The following is an 18002-nucleotide window of genomic DNA, read 5'->3' on the forward strand; positions in this document are numbered from 1 at the left end:
CGTTTTAGCGGCTCACCGCGTCGTTCGCGAAGAAGATGCGCGACTGTGCTCCGGCCGGCACGAGGAACACCGTATAGCGCTGTCCCGCCACGAGCGTGCCCAGACTCACCGGCTGGCCCACGGGCTGGCCGCCGCACGCCAGTTGCACCGACAGCGCGACTGGGTTGACCTGGCGACGCTTGCTCTGCCCCGCGGCCACGCCATCGAGCAGCACGATGTCGCGGCCCGGCACTTTCAGCGAGGGCGTGGCGCACCGCGCATCGAGGTTGTAAAAGCCCACCGAGGCCTTGAGTGCGTTGAAATCGTCCGGTTTTTCGCGCACCGTCACGGCGTGCGAGCCTGCGGCTTTATCCGCCCCATCGAGCGCGACGATGCTGACGAACTCGCCGGGCTGCACCATCGCCGACACATCGTGGTGCGTGCCACCGGTCGTCAACGTGCCGGCCACCGGTTTGCCGGCGGCAATCGGAAAGAACTGGCTGGCCGGGTTCGCGGCGTCGAGCGACAGGCGCGCTTTCGACCCGGCCGCGGTCACATTGACCGGGTGTGAACCACCATCGACGAAACGCACGAATGACGAATCCTGCGCGGGCCCGGTCGGGTACAACAGGATATCCGCGGCCGCGGCTCGCTGCACGGGCAAACCGCAGGCGGACAACGCGAGGCCGGACAGAAACAGGCGGGAGAAGCGATTTTTCATCATTTTTTCAGACCCTGAACCGAGGGCGCATTCGCCATGGCGTTGACGATAGCCTTGCTCCACGCGGCATAGCCGACCTGCGTGTAGTGCTCGCCGTCGAGCGTCTGCCACTGTCCGGGTTTGGCGAAGGTTGTGGAATCGATATACGTGCAAGGCGCGACGTTGTTCGCGAGGAACGCGGACAATTCCCTGACCCGGTCATCGCCCTTGGCGTATTGCCCGCTGTGGCCGCCCCAGCCCGGCCCGACCCAGACGCACGCCGTATGCGTATCGGCGATGGCCTTGGTCAAGCTCGTGACTTCCTGCCACGCCCACGCCTTGGGAAAGGCCGGCTTGTCGTACGAACCCATGGTGTCGCCTTCGACCACCACCACCAGATCGGGTTTGTCGGCGTGGATCAGGTCGGCGATAGGCGTCGTATGCGCCTCTTTGCCCAGCACCGTGGCCGGACGCTTGTCCACCTGATCGGCGCCGCAATCGACGGGCGTGCTCTTGAGCCAGCGCGCCGGGCTCGCGCCGCATGCGCCCACCACATGCACGTGCGCGGCGCCCTGCGCCTGCAGGCTTTGCACGAGCGGCTCGCGCAGATGGCTGTTCAAGCTCAGATGGCTTTCGCCGATGACCAGCACGGAAAGTCCCAACAAAACGGATGCTGTAGCTGCCACACGAAACTCCTGATCCGGCGCGACCGGATTGCGAATATGAATTAGGAAAAGGCCAGGAACATCGACAAACGCGGGCGCACAGGCATGCGCGCGCGCCACGCCGCAGCGACCCGCTGGCCGTGCAGTGTGTCGAAGAGATAGCCCGGCGCGCTCAGATGGCGAGCGCCGGTCATGAGGATGCCGGGACCGGCGTGTACTGAAGCAGGCATGAATCCGTCACCACTGAAAAAACGTTCGCTGTCCATACAATCACGCTATTGATCGCTGTACTGCGACTGGTAAGGCATGACCGGCATGTCCAGCGCCTTCGTCTGCGGCGCGAAGCTAAAGCGCACGTAGAGGCCCGCGACCCACTGCCGGTAGCTGGACGAGTTGTTGGCGCCCACGGAGGCCCCGGCGCTCAGATGGTTGCTAAAGCGGTACTCGGCGGTAGCGAGCAGGTTGTAGCCGATGCCGGTCGACGACTGCGCGGGATGGATCGCGCCGTCGGTCAATCCGAGCGACGATGCCGCCGTCACGGCAGCCGATTGCAACGTGCCGTCGGTCGGGAAATACGGCGCGGCGGATTGATGGTAGTACTGCAAACCTGCTGCGCCCTGCAGCTTGTAGGTCCAGTGGTCCGAGCGCTGCGCCCACGTGACCGGCAACGTGAACGCATAGAAACGCTGTGGGCTGAAATAGCCGCCGTTACCGTAGGTGAAGTTGTTTTCGTTGTGGCGATAGAACTCGCCGCTCAAGTTCAGGCCCGCGGTCAGCATGCTGTTGGCCGTGCGATGCAAGTACCAGTACACGCCCGCGCCCACCTCGGCGCCCTCGTTGGACTGGACGTTATGGCCGTCCAGATACTTCACGGAACCGTAGCCGTAGACACCGTAGTCCTGATTGTCGAGGCCGATCGCACCATGCAGTCCCGTGGCCGTAACGCCGCCCCAGCTCAAGCCCGAGCGTGCATCGCTCGTGCCTGCGAACGACGTGATGCTGTCGGTCACGGCACGGCGCGAGACGCCCGCATTGAACCAGCCACCCTGCGCCGCATCGATGGCGCTCTTGAACGTCGCGCCGCCAACGACATTGGTGTACTGGAAGCCCAAAGGCGTCGTGCCAATATCAGCTGTCCAGTTGCGGGTCTCATAGCCCACGCCCAGGCCGACGCCACGCGCGGTCTGCGAAGCGGGCGCGGCAACCTTGCCGTCTGCCTGTGCCAGGGCCGCCTCTGGGCCGCCGCCGAACTGGCTGCTGCTGTAGGCAGAGGTGCCGAGCGTGCCGTTATCGAGCTCGACTGGCGTCGCGCGCAGCGAGAGCTTGCCGTTGCCGACCGGAAGCAGGACTTCCGTGGGCGCTTGCACGCCCGTCAACTGCGATGTGCCACCCGTGCTGTTGTTCGACGTGACGAACAGGCCACCGCGGATTTCCGGTGAGCGCTGCGAACGGATGTCGTCGAGTTCGCTGCGCATGTCGTCGAGCGAGATGGAGCCGTCCTGAGGCGCGCTCGCGGCCGCCGCGTCCTGCGGCGCCTGCGCGCCGATCGGCGTGCCCGCCACCGTCGGCAATGTGGCCGCCCGGGACGGCGAGCGCGCGAGCGCCGTGGTGGATCCCGTCGAGGACGACGCTGTCATGGTCGATGCGGAACTCGCCGAAGCGCTCGCGATGTTGGCATCGGCACCGTCGGTCGCGACGGCGGCCGTACCCTGCGTGGCAACAGCATTCGCGCTCGCCTGGCGCGTCTGCCGCGCTGCGCGACGATGCGTATCGTCGTCGTGGACAAAGGGGTTGCCCGGCACATGGCCGTCCTGCGCCTGCACGCCCAGGCGCTTTTCCTTCGCGGCAATGGCCGTTTCCAGCAGCGCCTGCGCCTCGCGGGTCTTGCCCTGCATCACGTAAATGCGTGCGGCGCCCGCCAGCACGTCGGGATCGTCCGGCGCCTTCGCGACAGCCTGTTTCAACGCCGTATCCGCGACGCCGTTCTTGCCGGCCTGCACCGCCGCCATCGCTACGCCCAATTGCAGGCCCGGATTGTCGGGATCATTGGCGAGCGCTTTCTGATAGAGCGCGAGTGCTTGCTCGTACTGGCTGTCGGCGGCATACATGCGCGCGAGCGCGGCCGTCGCCAGGCTGTCGTTGGGCCGCTTCGCGAGGATCGGCGCCAACGTGTCGTAGGCCTGCGCCAGGTCGCCTTGCTGGCGTTGCTGGTCGGCGAGGCGCACAGCGTAGAGGTAGTTCAAGTCGTCCAGTTGACGGCGCTGGTCCGCAGTCAGACTTTCGGTCTGCATTTCGCGCATCGCGACCTGGGCCTGGATGTTCTGGCCGGTCTTGAGCAGCAAGGTCGCATAGGCCAGTTGCACATCGGGGCCGCTGCCCTTCAGGCCGTTGGGCATCAGCCCGTGCATCAGGCCCATCGCGCGCGGCAGATTCCCCGCATCGACATAGGCCGAGGCCAGCGCGCTCACCCTCACCGGGTCCTTGCCCGCCGCCGGTTCGAGCCGCGCCAGCATGTTGCGCGCGTCGTCCAGATTGCCGTCGCGCGCCAGTTGCGAGGCTTGCGCCGCCACGGCCTGGAAATCGATCTGCTGCGCCGTGGCCACCATGTTCGGCGTGCGCGCGGCGGCAGGGATGCGCGCCATCGTGTCCTGCGCACGCGTCCAGTCGCTCATCTGCATCGCCAGCAGCGCGCTGGCGTAAAGCGCGTCGGGATTGTCGGGGTTCGAGGCAAGCAGACCGTCGACGAGTTCCCGCGCGGTGTCGGCATGGCCCTGCTGCAACTCATAGCGCGCCAGTGCCAGACGCAGCCACGGATTGCCGGAATCGGCGCGCTGCGCGTCCACGAGGATGCGGCGCGCCGCGTCCACATCGCCGCGCTGTTCGGCGGCGTCCGCACGGCCCGAAGCGACGGCGGCTCGCAGGCGCTCCAGTCCGCCGATGCCGGCCTGCTGCTCGGGCGACATGCCGTCGACCCACTTCTGCGCTTCGTCGGCGCGGCCCGTCTGGGCGAGGATATCGATGAGCCCGCTGACCGCCTCGGCATTGTTCGGCATACTTACCAGCACGTCCCGATAAGCCTTTTCGGCACGGCCCAGATCGCCCTGCGCCGCATACAGGCGCGCCGACGCGTTGCGCCCACCCGGCTCGACGGGATCGAGCCGCAGCGCCTGGTCGAGTTCGCGCCGCGCGCTGGCGTAGTCGCCCGCGCTCTGTGCGCTTTCGGCCTGATTGACCAGTTGCCAGTAGCGCGCGGAATTGAGCGCCTTGCTCCAGTTCGCCGCCGCACCGCGGCGCGCCACTGCACGCGATAGCAGCGACTGCGCCTGCCCCAGATCGCCCTGCTGCATGCGCACCAGACCCAGGCCGCCCAGTGCGTTGGTGTCGTCGGGTTTGTCGCGCAGCACCGCGGTGAAAGATTGCTCGGCCGTGGTGATGTCGCCCGCCTTGAACGCGGCGAAACCGCGCGTCAGGCGCGGGTCCATGACCGGCGCGGCAGTGGCGCCGGGCGAGCCTGACGGGCGCGACGAGAGCATCTGATGACGGATTTCGTCGTCGTCGGGATGCAGCTTCAGATAGTCTTCGTACCACCCGCGGTTTTGCGGTGTAGGCGTCACCCAGGTCAGCACGGAGCGCCAGACGTCAGTCGCGGCGCCGCCGATATCGGGACGCGCCGCCAGCTTTTCCAGCAACGCGACGCCCGCTGCGCGATCGCGTTCGTCGCGCACCTGATGCAGCGCCAGCCACAACAGGACGTAGGGGTCGTTGGGCATCTCGGCGCTCAGGCGCGTGAGGCCCTGAACGGCCGCATCGATGCCGCCCTCCGTATAACCCAGATAGTAGTAGTACTCGCGCGCCACGGTGCCTTGCGGCACCTTGCCGCCCAACGCCTTGTCGTAGAGTGCGATAGCGGCCGACAGCGCTTTCGGGTCGTTCTGGTTGACGGCGTCCTGCGCCATCAGGCGCGCCTTGGCGAGCGTGGACCTCGCCGGCTCGACCGCCAGGCGCAAGTCCTGTTCGAGCAAGGGCACGAGGCGGCTGTCGGGCGCGGCCGCACGCAGCTTGACGAGGTAATCGTTGGCCACCGAAAACTGCCGCTTGCCGACGGCAATCAAACCCATGCCGTAGAGTCCTTCGGGCTGCTTAGGATCGGCCATCAGCAGTTTCGACCACGCCTGTGCGGCCAGATCGGGCTTGTCGTGCGACTGCCAATAGCGGCCCTGCTCCAGTAGCATTCTGGAAGTGGCGTCCTGTGCCCACACGGTGTGGCTGACCGAGGTGAGCAAAAAACCCAGAATGCAGGCCTGGCTGCGGCTGACTAACATGAACGATCCCTGATCAAGATTGCACGTGCTGCTCGACCTGCAGCCGCGCGCGGGCTTCGGCGTCGCGCCGGGCCTGACGGCGCCGCAAGAAGACAAAGAGGCCCGCTGCGCCCGCTACGAGCGCGACTGCGCCCAGCGCCTTGAGCACCGCCTCGAGCGACAGGCCGAACGACGCCAGCCACCAGTCGAGGCCGCGCCAGAGACCCAGATGCCCGACGTAATAGGTGTGCTCGCCCGCGAGCGAATCGATTTCCTGGCCGCGAATGGACACGAGGCTGCCCTGGATGGGCTGCCGGTCGTAGCCCGGCACGCCCAGCAGCGCCGAGACCGCATCCTTCAGGCCTTCGGGCTGATTGCTGACCAGCATCACCACGCTGCGGCCCGCCTCCTTCGGCGACTCGAAACCCGCCAGTACGGCGCTCACGCCCGGCCCCGTCCAGGCCACCGACAAGCGGCCCGGCGCGGCGTCCAGGCGCGGGTTGGCATGGAACCAGCCGCGCACGCGGCCCGGCAGATCGGAGAGCGAGAACTGCGCGCCGCGGTCATAGGCGGCGGGCATGTATGGCGCCCAGTCCTTGAGCCAGGCCTGATCGGCGCCGGAGGCGATCACGAGCAGATCCTTGGCCGGCGGCATGGCGTCGATACGCTGCCCGCGCAGCACGGTGACGCCGCGCGCCGGATAGCCGGTCGAATCGCCCATGCGGCCCATCACGGCCAGATAGGTGCTGTATTCCTGCACGCCCGCATTGGCGCCCAGCACGACGTCCGTGCCGGACAGGTCGGCCATGCGCGTAAACGGGAAACCCGCCTCGGCGAACGCGGCCAGATTCGGCATCGCGATGTAGTGCGGATACCCCGACAGATCGATCGTCGAGACGGGATCGATCGCGCCGCGCACGTTGTCGATGATGATGTCGCGGCACTCGCCCTGCTTGACGTAGTCGTACATGTAGCGGAACTGCAGCTGAGCGTTCGGCTGCTGGAGTGTCTGAAGCGGCACTTCCAGTTTCGCCTGACGCGGCAGGCTGCTGTCGGGCAGCACTTCGGCGCGCAGCTTGTCGCCGCCCTCAAGACGCTCGAGCGGCAACAGCGGAATCGACTTCATGAACTGGTCGCTGACGCTGAACAACAGCGACGAATTGACCATATACGGCTGCGGCGTGTAGCGGTAATGCAGGTCGATCGGCACGTTGGGCGCATGCCAGCCGAACAGGTCGGGCGGCACGCGCGTATTGACGCGGATAAGGTCGGGACTGTAGCCCGACACGCTCAACTGTTTGGTGTCGATCAGTTCACCAAACGACACAGCACGATCGGTGCGCAGCCAGCGCGGGGCGTCGTAAGGCTTGCGCGGCGCGAGATCGGCGAAATGCGTGATGAGCGCGCTCGGGCCCGAGAGCGTCTGGCTACCCGTGACCAGCGCATCGGCCGCCTGCTTGAGTTCCTTGCCGTCACGGCCCATGACGAGCAGCAGCTTGCCGTTGGGATCGTTCGGGTTGCTGACGATGGCGAGCGTCGGGCCTTGCAGCGGCGCACCGGCGAGCGTGGCCTGTTCCGTGCCTTCGACGATCACGACCGCGTTGCCCTGCGCGGGCGCGGTGGAGATCGACACCGGGAAGTCCGCGCCGCGGTAGCTCGCCAATGCGCCGAACCACGACGACACGGCGCCGGCCGCCTCCAGCGCGGCCGCATCGGGATTGCCGGCGAATACGACCGGCAGGTCCAGCCGGCGGATATCCTGGCCGTCGAAGAACGGCTTCGGCAGGCGCGCCAGATCGTTGGACTGCGGCAGCGGCTGCGTGTCGATGCTCAGCGTGCTCTCGTTGCTGATGTTCGCCCACAGGCTCGAATGCAACGGGTCTTCGCACTGCGTGGTGTAGTGGCCGATCAGTTGCAGACGCAACTTGCTGCTCGAAGTAAACAGGTACGGCGGCAGCGCGATCGTGCGCTGCAGGCTCGCGCCTGCCGTGTCCTTCGGCACCGCGATGGAGGCGGCCACCTGGTCGTTGACCAGCACGTTGATGTGTGAAAGATCGGGCAACAGCGCCGGCGAATAGGCAAAGCGCAGATTCAGGCGCGCGCCGCTCACGACCTGGTCGTCGCGCACGCCGACCGGCACGGTATTGCTGCCATCGACGCCGCGCAGGTTGAGCGCGTATTGCGCGCCCAGTTGCTGCAACGTATAGGTCACGGTCGAAGTCGGCGCTCCGGCGGACGGAGCGGCCGTGGCGGGAGCAGGCTGCGCCGCCGCATGATTGACCACGAGGTTCGCGATACTCGCGTTGCCCGCGACGGGTTGCGCGGCCTGGGCCACCGATGCCGAGACACAGGCACACCCGAGCAGCAGCGCCGGCTGCGCGATCATGCAACGCGCGAGGCGCGCCCGGGAAAAGTCAGGCCGTCTTTTAAGCATGAGAACCTCGTCGTCCTTCTTCACGTTGCGATGTCTGGGGAATGTCCAGGTCCAGGCGGTTCAGGGCGCGCCGATGCAGGAGCACGCCGCCGAGCAGACCGATGAGCACGACGCTGAGCAGCGTCGCCGCGAGCAGCAGCACGATATGGTTCGCGAAGAACCACTCGACCGAGAGCCGCAGCGGCAAGGAGCCGATGAAATAGCTCTGCTCCTTGTTCAGTGTCGTGAGGATGCCGTCGTGCACGACCATGAGGCTGCCGCCGATCGGGTTGTCGATGCGATACGCGCTGGCTTGCAGCGCGTCCACGGCTACCGAGAGGCCGCCCGGCGTATTGCCCGCCACCACCACCACGCTGCGGCCACGCGCCAGCGGCGATTCGAGTCCGGCCACCATGCCGTCATGGTCATCGCTGCGATATAGCGCGGCGATGTCCGCGTCGCGCTGCGCTTGTGCGTGGCCACCGGTCAGCTTGTCCCACCACCCGGCGAGCCCGTTGCCCGACGATGTGACCGGACCGAAGAAGCCACGTGGCAGATCATCGCGCCAGGCTTTCAACAAGGGCTGGTTCTCGCCCGAAGCCAGCACGAGCAGGTCCTTGTGACGCAGCGTTTCGACCTGAGTCTCGACCTGAGCCGGATAACCCACCGTCACGCCCAGCACCGGATAACCGGTGGCCTGGCCCATGCTGGCCATCAGCGTCAGATACGCGGAATAGTCGTCCGCGGCCGGCTCTGTGGGCAGGATCACAGCGGTTTCGGACAGGTCGGACAGGCGCGTGAACGGAAAGCCCGCGTTGGCGAAAGCGCCCAGATCCGGCATGGCCGTATAACGCGACAACTGCGAAATGTCGATCGTCGAAGTCGGATCGATGGCGCTCAGCAGCGGGCCGCCAGGCACATCCTGCCAATGCTCCTTTGTCTTGACGGCCTCGTAGTGATAGTCGAATTGCAGCGTCGTCAACGGCGGCAGCAGATACGTAGGAATACGAATCACGGCATGGCCGTCCGACGCGTCACCGGGCAGCGGCAAGGCCGCTATCGGCGTGTTGCCCGCCAGCACGTGCAGCTCCGAATGCCGGGACTCCGGGCGCGCTGTATACCGATAACGCAGATTCAGCACCGCGCCGGCGTTGTTGAAACCGAACAGGCCCGGCGGCAGGCGCAGATCAACATTGATCGCGCCGGGCCGGAAACCCTGGATCGTGAACCGGTCCGCTGACAGCAGCTCGCGCAGCTCCACCGGGCGGTCGCCCGGCAGCCAGTTCGGTGCGTCGAAAGGCTTGCGCGGCGCCACGGCAACCGGGCCGTCGATGCGGACCTGAGCGCCGGCAAGCGTCTTCGCGCCCAGCACCAGCGCCATCGCCGCCGTGCGCAGTTGCGGCTCGTCGCGGCCCGTGACCAGGAGCAACTTGCCCTTAGGGTCGTTGGGGTTGGACACGATCGCCAGCGTCGGACCGATCGGGCCGTCCATCGCGGGCGGGGCAAAGCCCAGGCCCGGCAGCTCGTCGCGCAACGCCAGCACGACGGCATGTCCATGCGCGGGCAGCGCGCCGAGATTTGCGGAAAAGTGCGAGCCGCGATAACCCGCCTGCGCGCCCAGCCACGAGGCGACAATCCCCGCGGATTCGAGGCGCCCAGTTCCCGGCGTGCGCGGCAGCACGATGGGCAGGTTCACCCTGCGCACATCGCGCGCGTCGAAGAACGGTGCGGGCAGTTGCGACAGGTCGCTAGAGAGCGCTGCCGGCGCCACGGTCAGTTCGAGCGCGCTCTGCGGGCTGGCCTTCAGCCACAGGTCGGGACTCAGTGGATCATTACCCTGATCGCTGGCCTTGCTGTGAGCAATCAACTCGAGGTTGAGATGGTTGAACTCGGTGAGCAGCGACACCGGCAGATCCACCGTCACTTGCGTCGATGTGCGCGGCGCAGGCTCGGGCAACGCAATCGTCGCCCCCACCACGCTGTTGAGAAGCACATTGAGGTGCGAGAGCGTGGGGACCAACGTGGGCGAATAGCGGTAGTCGAGTACGAGCCGTGCGCTGACCACGCGCTCGTCGCGGCGCAAACCGAAGTCCATGCCGCCATAGGCGTCCTCGCCGAGCAAGGTCAGCCCCTGCGCAGCGTTTTGCCGCAGTAGCGGGATGCGGTAGGTATAGGTGTCGGCAGAGTCGGTAGTGGCTTGCGCTGCGGCAGCGGATGCCGGCTCCTCAGCCGTAACGGCCTGCGAGGCGAACGTCGGCGCCGATGCGCCGGGCACGATGGGCGCGATGGGCACACTCGCGGCCAGCGCAACGTTGGCGCCGAGTGCGAGCACGGCGAGCACTGAACCCCACAGCGGCGCCAACCGGCGCGTGCGCGCAAGAGCGCGCAAAGGCGACAAATTGGCGTAACTCACGATTGCTTCGATCCCAACTCGCTCGCCTGCGTTTCGGCCGAACGTGCGAGACGCTCGCGTCCGCCCAGCAATAGATGGCGGAACAACTCCTTCAGCCCCCGCATGCCGACACCGAGCACCTCGATCAGGCTGCGCAACGGCCGGTCGGGACGATAGCGGCCCCAGGAGGCAATCCAGCTATCGGCGCGCGAGAATGTCACGCGCATCAGGTTGCGTTCCTGATCGATCGTCAGCGCCGGGAAACTCACGCCCACGGTACGGCCGCGGCACACCTGGACCTCGGCTGGGAACTTGCCTTCGTAGTCGTCGCGAAACACCGAGACCACGACGCGCTCGCCGCGCTGCGGCAGCGGCGCGTCCTCGGGCAGCACCAGGCCCAGGCCGCCGTGCGAATAGTCGCTGGTCTGGCAGACGACGCGACGCCCGTCGGCCAGACGGAGGGCGGCCGGCAACTCGATCTGCACGCGCGGCGTGAGGCGCAGCTGTCTCGACTCGGTCGCCACGCCTGCCGCCGCGCTCAGGTTCATGACGTTGTAGATCACCCAGACCAGGTTGAACAAAATACTCATCGCCTCGGGCCAGCCGGGGCTACGGATCAATCCGGCCACCCCCACCGCAAACCCGGCGAGGTTGATGAGCAGCAGGCCGATATAGGGCCGCGCCATCGCCCAATCCAGGAAGGACTGCCGGATCACGCCGCCCTTGGACGTCACGTTGAAGCCTCTGCTGCCTGGAAACAGCACGGCCTGGAGCGCGGGCACGATCACGTACCACGCCAGCACCGTTTCGTAGACCTCGCTCCAGAACGAATGGCGAAAGCGTCCTTGAATGCGCGAAGCGCCGATGCTCGAAATCACGAGATGCGGTACGACATAGGCCAGCACCATCAGCGCCGACGCATGAAAGACATGCGCGCCGAAGAACAGATAGGCCATGGGTGTGATCAGGAACACGATGCGCGGCAAGCCGAAAAAGAAGTGCATCATCGCGCTCAGGTAGCACAGCCGCTGCGGCAGCGTCAGCCCCGAGATCAACAGCGGGTTGAACTGGCGGAAGATTTCCGCCATGCCACGCGCCCAGCGAATCCGTTGACCGATGTGCCGGCCCAGGCTCTCGGTGGCCAGACCCGCCGCCTGGGGAATGGCGAGGTAGCCCGTGTTGTAGCCCTTCATGCTCATCTTGAGCGCGGTCAGCGCGTCTTCCGTGACGCTTTCGGTCGCCACACCGCCCACATCTTCGAGCGCGGAGCGTCGCAGCACCGCGCAGGAACCGCAGAAAAACGCGGCGTTCCAGAGATCGTTGCCGTTTTGCAGCACGCCATAGAACAGGTCGCCCTCGTTGGGGACCTTCCGGTAGGTTTCGAGGTTGCGCTCGAACGGATCGGGCGAATAGAACACGTGCGGCGTCTGCACCATCGCCATCTTCGGATCTTTCAGGAACCAGCCCATGCAGATCTGCAGAAACGAGCGCGTGGTGACGTGATCGCAGTCGAACACCGCGATGTACTCGCCGTTCGTCTTCGCCAGCGCTGCGTTGAGGTTGCCCGCTTTGGCATGCGTGTTGTCGGGACGCGTCAGATAGTCCACGCCTGCCTGCTCGCAGAATGCCCGGAACTCGTCACGACGGCCGTCGTCGAGCAGGTAGACGCGCAACTTGTCGGCCGGCCAGTCGAGCAGCGTCGCGGCCAGCACCGACTGCCGCACCACGTCGAGCGGTTCGTTGTAGGTGGGGATGTACACGTCCACCGTGGGCCAGGCCGAGGTATCGGCCGGCAGCGGCGCAGGCCGGCGATGCAGCGGCCAAAGCGTCTGGAAGTAGCTGCACAACAGCATGAGCACCGCGTAGCCTTCGGCCAGCAGCAGCAGATACCCGAAGGTCCTGTCCAGCGAGTTGGTGAAGGACAGCGTCTGCGTCACTCGCCAGTACAGGTAGCGCAACGACATGAACACCGACAACGCCACTAGCGACACTGTGAGGACGCGGCCGCGAATGCGGCTCAGCGCGATCGCCACGCCCATGCAAAGGATGGCGAACACCCACTGCTTCGACAGCGCCAGGTGGACCGTCATGGCCGACACGAACAACAGCACGGCGGCCAGCGTCACGAGCACGCGCGACCAGCGCGACGCAAGAAGCGACGCCCCCGCTTCCAGCAGTTTGTCGTCCCAGTCTCCGGCATCGTCACTTTGCCCTGCACCGGCGGGTGGTCGTCGCGGTTGCATCGATTTCCGTTTGAGGATCATGGCGCCCCGCGTTGCGCGACGTCGCCGCGAGGCTCATTGCGTTCCATGAGGCGCGCAAACACACTGCTCAGCGCGGCAGACTGCTGCACAGCGACGACAGGCTCGGGTGTGGATTGAACGACAGGCTGCTCGGCTGCGGCCTGCTCAACCGGGGGAGGTTCTGAAGCGACAGCGGGAATGGAGCACGCAATCGGCGGCTGCGACTCGACCGCGTCGGGAAACGAAACAGTCGTATCGTGAACATCGGCCGAATCGGCGGCGTCGCCCTGCGCCAACGCCACTGGCGCGGGCACAACGGGGTCCGGCTCCGCCACGTTCAGCGTTGACCACCGCCCACGCAGACCTTGCATCTGCTCCGCCCTTTCCACTTCCTGGTACTGCGAAGGGCTTGTGTCCACTACCTCGAAAAGATTCGCAATGTCTGATGCACTGCTCATGCCCCGACCCCGTAGTATTCGTTGTGCTGTCTACCAAAGCGCATGTTGCGCGCAGCACGTTTTGTGTTTTTTTACTGACCTGCCGATCTGCCGATCTTTACTTACCAAACAGGAAAACCATCGTTCCCGACGCATCCGCAGGACCTGCCGTGGTCATTCGCAACTGCGAATCGGCACCCAACTGGTGCATCCATGCTTCATAGGCCCCCTCAAGGAAAGCCCCGGCCCAAGCCACGTTCTCCGCGCCGAATACGGCCTTGAGCGGCGCGTGATAGTGCGTGAGCACCAGCCAGTCCTGAGCCTCCCGTATCTCGACCTGGCCCCAGTCCAGCTCGCCCCAAACCTGATTCATGGCCTCCCGCATCGCGGCCACGGTGCCTGCCTCGGCAAGCCCATATTGACGGGCGAATTCGCCGCCCGCGGCACGCATGAGCTGGTTCAAAAACCTGGGCGTCAGGTTCTGCGTCAACTCTCGCGTGAGGAACGACACGAACGGACGCCATTGCGGTGCTGGCATGGAATTCATCACATATGCATGCGCCCGGAAAGGAGGCGCATAGGGTCAACAGAACTTGCAGAAGCGACCTGGTCACCATTCGGGCGGTGACCGGCGTGAAGCGCAGGCAATCCTTGCAGGTGACTCTGGAAGAACGTCGGATCGACTGACGCGCGCGGCGGATTATACGTATTATTTTCGCCGTGTTTATTTTTTAATTTGCCTGCATCGCTCAATTTGTCACGCCTGCGCGACAAATAAAATGCGAAAACGTTTGCGCGTAAAAAGGGGCACGCAAATTTAACGGCGCAGTTGTTCGTTTCGGTTTCCCCGAGTACGAAACATGAATTCGGTTGCTTTCATTTTTTCGCGCCGAAGTGTAATTCTCCGAAATCTTTTAGGTACAAACGTTTGCAGTGCGTTTCCGTGGCTGGATGGCTACCGCTGCTATCCCGGCTCCAGCAAACGCACACGCGGCGGACACAGCGGCGACTGCACGCAGCGCGTCGATCATGGCGTCCGCTTGCGCGCGTGCCATCAACATCTCGTTCTGCCCATGGGCGTCGCCCGATGTCATTGCACCTCGCTCGTCAGGCTCCAGCAACTGTCCCGTCTCGCGCGCGTTCTGCGGGATGTGCAGCGCGTCGAGGCGCGCCGCTAGCGCTGCGTGATGCGACCACACGAACACGATGCCAAGCACCGCAACCGCCAGCAGGCTCGCCACGCGCGCAACGGCATTGTTGATACCGGAGGCGACGCCCGTGCGCTCGCTCGACACCGAGCCCATCACGGTCGTGGTGAGCGGCGCGACGGTGATCGTCATCCCGAGCCCAAGCACCGCGAGCGCAGGGAAGAATCCGGTCCAATAACCGCCGCGCACGAACGGCAATGCCAATAGCGTGAACCCGATTCCGGCAACGCACGGCCCAACGCTCAGCAACGCGCGTGAGCCGAAGCGGCTCGTCAATCCGCCGGTGAAGCGCGATAGCAAACCGATAATGACAGGCACCGGCAGTAGCGCCGCGCCCGCTTCGGTCGCCGTGTAGCCATGCGCGCGGATCAGCGTGAACGGCAGGAAGAAGAATGCGCCGCCGAGCCCGAAGTAAAGCAGCAGCGTGACGAGATTCGCGCCGGTGAAATCGCGCGAGCGGAACACATCGAGCGGCATCATGGGGCTGGCGCTGCGTGCTTCGATCATCACGAATGCGGCGAGCACGACTACGCCGACACCAATCGCGCCCAATACGAGCGGATGCTGAAAGCCTCGCGCGGAGGCCTGAGTCAGGCCGAACGTGAGCGCGGCGAGTCCCCCTGCCGCGGCCAGCGAGCCGGGCCAGTCGAGCTGCCCGGGCGCATCGGGCCTGTGGCTGTTGGGCACCGACGAAATGGCGAACGCGATCGTTATCGCGGCAAGCGGGACGTTCAGGAAAAAGATCGCGCGCCACGAAAACGCATCGACGAGCCAGCCGCCCGCCACGGGTCCCACCGCCGAGGTGATCGCGCCAAAGCCCGCCCAGGTGCCGATTGCCCGTCCGCGCGCTTCGTCGTCGAACACGGCGCCAATGATCGCGAGACTGCTGGGTACGAGCAGTGCCGCGCCGATACCTTGCACCGCGCGCGCGGCGATCAGTGCAGCCGCATTCGGCGCCAGGCCGCAAGCGGCCGACGCCAGCGTGAAAAGCGCGATGCCCGCGATAAACACCGTGCGGCGGCCAAGCTTGTCCCCCATCGACCCGCCGACCAGCACGAGGGAACCGAGAAAGAGGAGATACGCGTTGACGACCCATTGCATCGCCGCGACGCTCGCACCGAGTTCGCTCTGAATGGAAGGCAGCGCGACATTGACGACGGAGCCGTCGATGAACGCCATGCTCGATCCCAGAATCGTCGCAGCGAGCGCGAGACGCTTGCGCCGGCACGGACGGTCGATTGTGGTGGGCTGCGTGCGGATAACGAGCTCGTCGCACGGGCTCGCCTGCGCAGCGACGACGTGCGCGCCCTTCGGCTCGCTTTCAACAAGATCCGGGTTGGCCAAGTTCGCTCCCGTGTGGATCGATGGTGACTAGAGTCTGTTTATGCCAGCGGCGCCAGTCAACCCCGGCGAGCGCATACCTTTGCGCCGCGGATCACCGTGCGCACGCAATCCAGATCAGGCTGGTATATATCCGTCTGCTGGCCGCAGCGCTGCGCCGTCCCCCATTTCGCCGCACGCTTGCGCGCCCGCGCGAATGGCCTGGATCCTTCATGACGCGCCCTTACTCATCACACATGTCGCGTTGCCCGGTGTCGGCCGATGTAGTGGCCCGTGTGTTGACCCGTGTGTTGGCCCTTTTCGTCGCCGTGCTGCTATCCGGCTGCGCGATGGTGCGGGTGAACTCGCTCGGCCCGCAGCAGTACTTTGCCATGCGTCGCGGAGATATTCTCTCGACCGGCCAGCTGAGCGCGGCGACACAGGCCACGTTGCGCGTTGCGGCCCTGGACGAAGGTTCGTGCCAGAGCGCGCCGCAAGCGTGTATCGACACGATCGCAAGCGTCGGCGGACTCAATACCGACCAGCGCCTCGCCAGCCTCGCCGAGTTATCGCTCCAGATGGCGCTTGCGCAAATGCCGCCCGCCGGCACCCCCTGGAGCGACGCTCAATTCGATTCGTGGCTCAAGACAGCGCGATACGCGTACGCCTTTCTGTTCTTCGGTCAACGCACGGCTGGCGAACGGGCATTCGAGGATCGCCAGACACAGGTTCGCGACTACTACAACTATGCGGTCCAGGAGCTTGCCGCCGCGCTGTTCTTGCGCGGCGCGCATGAAACGAACAGCGACCGCGATCCGGAAAAGCAGTCGATAGCCGGCTGGACCATTCATATCGACCTGAGAGAAGTCCGGCTGCCCGAGGGCGTACGCGAACTCAGCGAAGTCATTCCGGCCGCGGGGCTGTCATTCGCGGGACTGCGCAATACCTATCGCCGCGACGGTCTCGGCGCGGAACTGGTTGCGGTCACGCAAGCCGCCGCGCCCGACCCAGCCAGCGAAACGGAGAACAGCGCGGAAAACAGCGCGACAAGCGGCACGACAAGCAGCGCGACACCCGCCGAAGGCAATGCGAATTCGAACGCAGCCGCCACCATCTGGTTCGGACCCGGCTCGCTTCCGTTCAATGAAATGCCTTCGCCGAACGTCACCGCACTGATGGCGTTTGGCGAGGGCACGCTCGAGCAAGTGCTCGATTCGCACAACGTGATCTTCTCCGCCTACGATCCGTATCGCGTAGAGCGCGTAGAGCTGAATGGCCAGACCGTGCCGCTCGCGGCCAACTTCAGCGCGGGCTACGGCATCTGGCTTGCCCGCTCCGGTTTTGCCAGGCAGTCCTTGCGTTCGCTGCTCGGCCGCACGAGGGGAATCGATCGTCCACGTATTTACATGATGCAACCCTTCGACCCGGACCGGCGCATTGTTCTGATGCTGCACGGATTGGCCAGCAGTCCCGAGGCATGGGTCAACGTCGCCAACGACATTCAGGGCGACGAAATGCTTCGCGAGCATTTCCAGGTCTGGCAGGTCTACTACCCGACTAACGTGCCCATTCTCGTGAACCTCGCGAGAATACGCCAGGCGGTGCAACTGACGCTCGCGCATTTCGATCCCGCAGGCACGCTGCCCGCTTCGAACGGCATGGTACTGATTGGGCACAGCATGGGCGGCGTGCTCGCCCGACTGCTCGTGTCATCTTCCGACGATGTGCTATGGGTAACCGTCAAGGACAACTACCTGCCCGAAGGAATCGACATCGTTCGCGACGATGAGCGGCTCAATCGCCTGCTGCGCTTTACGCCGATGACACAGGTCGAGCGCGCAATCTTCATCGCCGCGCCACACCGCGGCACGCCGTTCGCGAGCAACCGCCTTTCCCGATGGGTCGCAAACCTGGTGCGCTTGCCACTTGCGCTGTTAAAGGAGTTCGACGAGATGCTGCAGACCGCGACCAACGCGGATAGCACCCAGAGGGCGGGAAAGACCATCCCGATTCCCAACAGCATTGAGCAGTTGCGGGAGACAAATCCAATCATTCAGTCGACTTCACGACTGCCGATCAGCCCGAATGTGTGCTTTCACTCGATTATTGCGAGGCGCCGTGAGACAGGCCCGCTCGAGGATTCCGACGATGGGGTCGTCCCCTACCGTAGCGCGCACCTCGACGGCGCGCTCTCCGAAAAGGTGATCGTTTCTGGACATAGCGTTCAGGAAACCCCTGAGGCGATTTTTGAAATCCGGCGCATTCTGCACGAGGATATTGAGGTGTTTGATAACCATGGCGCACCGGATGGCGCTTGCGCACGTCTACGCGCCAATTGAACCGG

11 protein-coding genes are annotated in these 18002 nt (G+C 65.3%); 1 reads left to right on the forward strand and 10 read right to left on the reverse strand.

Annotated features, from left to right (window positions below; translation table 11 throughout):
* Positions 1–4: 4 nt before the first annotated feature.
* The 10 genes from JMY28_RS29230 to JMY28_RS29275 form a co-directional block, all read right to left on the reverse strand.
* Positions 5–703 (reverse strand): cell division protein FtsQ, encoded by a 699-nt coding sequence (locus JMY28_RS29230; protein ID WP_236597097.1) that lies wholly within the window; start codon positions 701–703, stop codon positions 5–7.
* Positions 700–1365, reverse strand: a complete 666-nt coding sequence (locus JMY28_RS29235) for an SGNH/GDSL hydrolase family protein (RefSeq protein ID WP_236597098.1) — start codon at positions 1363–1365, stop codon at positions 700–702. The genes JMY28_RS29230 and JMY28_RS29235 overlap by 4 nt, the downstream gene beginning before the upstream one ends.
* A 41-nt stretch (positions 1366–1406) precedes the next feature.
* Complete coding sequence (locus JMY28_RS29240) at positions 1407–1574, reverse strand: hypothetical protein (RefSeq protein ID WP_201699398.1); 168 nt, start codon at positions 1572–1574, stop codon at positions 1407–1409.
* Positions 1575–1619: 45 nt separating this feature from the next.
* Positions 1620–5666, reverse strand: coding sequence for a cellulose biosynthesis protein BcsC (locus tag JMY28_RS29245; RefSeq protein WP_201699399.1), 4047 nt, complete (start codon positions 5664–5666; stop codon positions 1620–1622).
* Between the two features lie 13 nt (positions 5667–5679).
* The gene (gene bcsB, locus JMY28_RS29250; protein ID WP_201699400.1) at positions 5680–8079 is read right to left on the reverse strand and encodes a cellulose biosynthesis cyclic di-GMP-binding regulatory protein BcsB; all 2400 of its coding nucleotides are present in this window, start codon (positions 8077–8079) and stop codon (positions 5680–5682) included.
* Complete coding sequence (gene bcsB / locus JMY28_RS29255; protein ID WP_201699401.1) at positions 8072–10471, reverse strand: cellulose biosynthesis cyclic di-GMP-binding regulatory protein BcsB; 2400 nt, start codon at positions 10469–10471, stop codon at positions 8072–8074. The genes bcsB (JMY28_RS29250) and bcsB (JMY28_RS29255) overlap by 8 nt, the downstream gene beginning before the upstream one ends.
* Complete coding sequence (gene bcsA / locus JMY28_RS29260) at positions 10468–12693, reverse strand: UDP-forming cellulose synthase catalytic subunit (protein ID WP_201699402.1); 2226 nt, start codon at positions 12691–12693, stop codon at positions 10468–10470. The genes bcsB (JMY28_RS29255) and bcsA overlap by 4 nt, the downstream gene beginning before the upstream one ends.
* A gap of 17 nt (positions 12694–12710) precedes the next feature.
* Positions 12711–13151 (reverse strand): BcsR/BcsP family cellulose biosynthesis protein, encoded by a 441-nt coding sequence (bcsR, locus tag JMY28_RS29265; protein WP_201699403.1) that lies wholly within the window; start codon positions 13149–13151, stop codon positions 12711–12713.
* Positions 13152–13248: 97 nt separating this feature from the next.
* Positions 13249–13677 carry a cellulose biosynthesis protein BcsD gene (bcsD, locus tag JMY28_RS29270; protein ID WP_201699404.1) on the reverse strand — a complete coding sequence of 143 codons (429 nt, stop codon included), beginning with the start codon at positions 13675–13677 and terminating at the stop codon, positions 13249–13251.
* Between the two features lie 367 nt (positions 13678–14044).
* The gene (locus JMY28_RS29275) at positions 14045–15682 is read right to left on the reverse strand and encodes an MFS transporter (RefSeq protein ID WP_201699405.1); all 1638 of its coding nucleotides are present in this window, start codon (positions 15680–15682) and stop codon (positions 14045–14047) included.
* Positions 15683–15891: 209 nt separating this feature from the next.
* Between JMY28_RS29275 and JMY28_RS29280 the strand changes: the two genes are divergently transcribed.
* Positions 15892–17997 (forward strand): alpha/beta fold hydrolase, encoded by a 2106-nt coding sequence (locus tag JMY28_RS29280; RefSeq protein WP_201699406.1) that lies wholly within the window; start codon positions 15892–15894, stop codon positions 17995–17997.
* Positions 17998–18002 lie beyond the last annotated feature (5 nt).

The sequence above is a fragment of the Paraburkholderia hiiakae genome, from assembly GCF_904848665.1.
GTDB lineage: Bacteria > Pseudomonadota > Gammaproteobacteria > Burkholderiales > Burkholderiaceae > Paraburkholderia > Paraburkholderia hiiakae.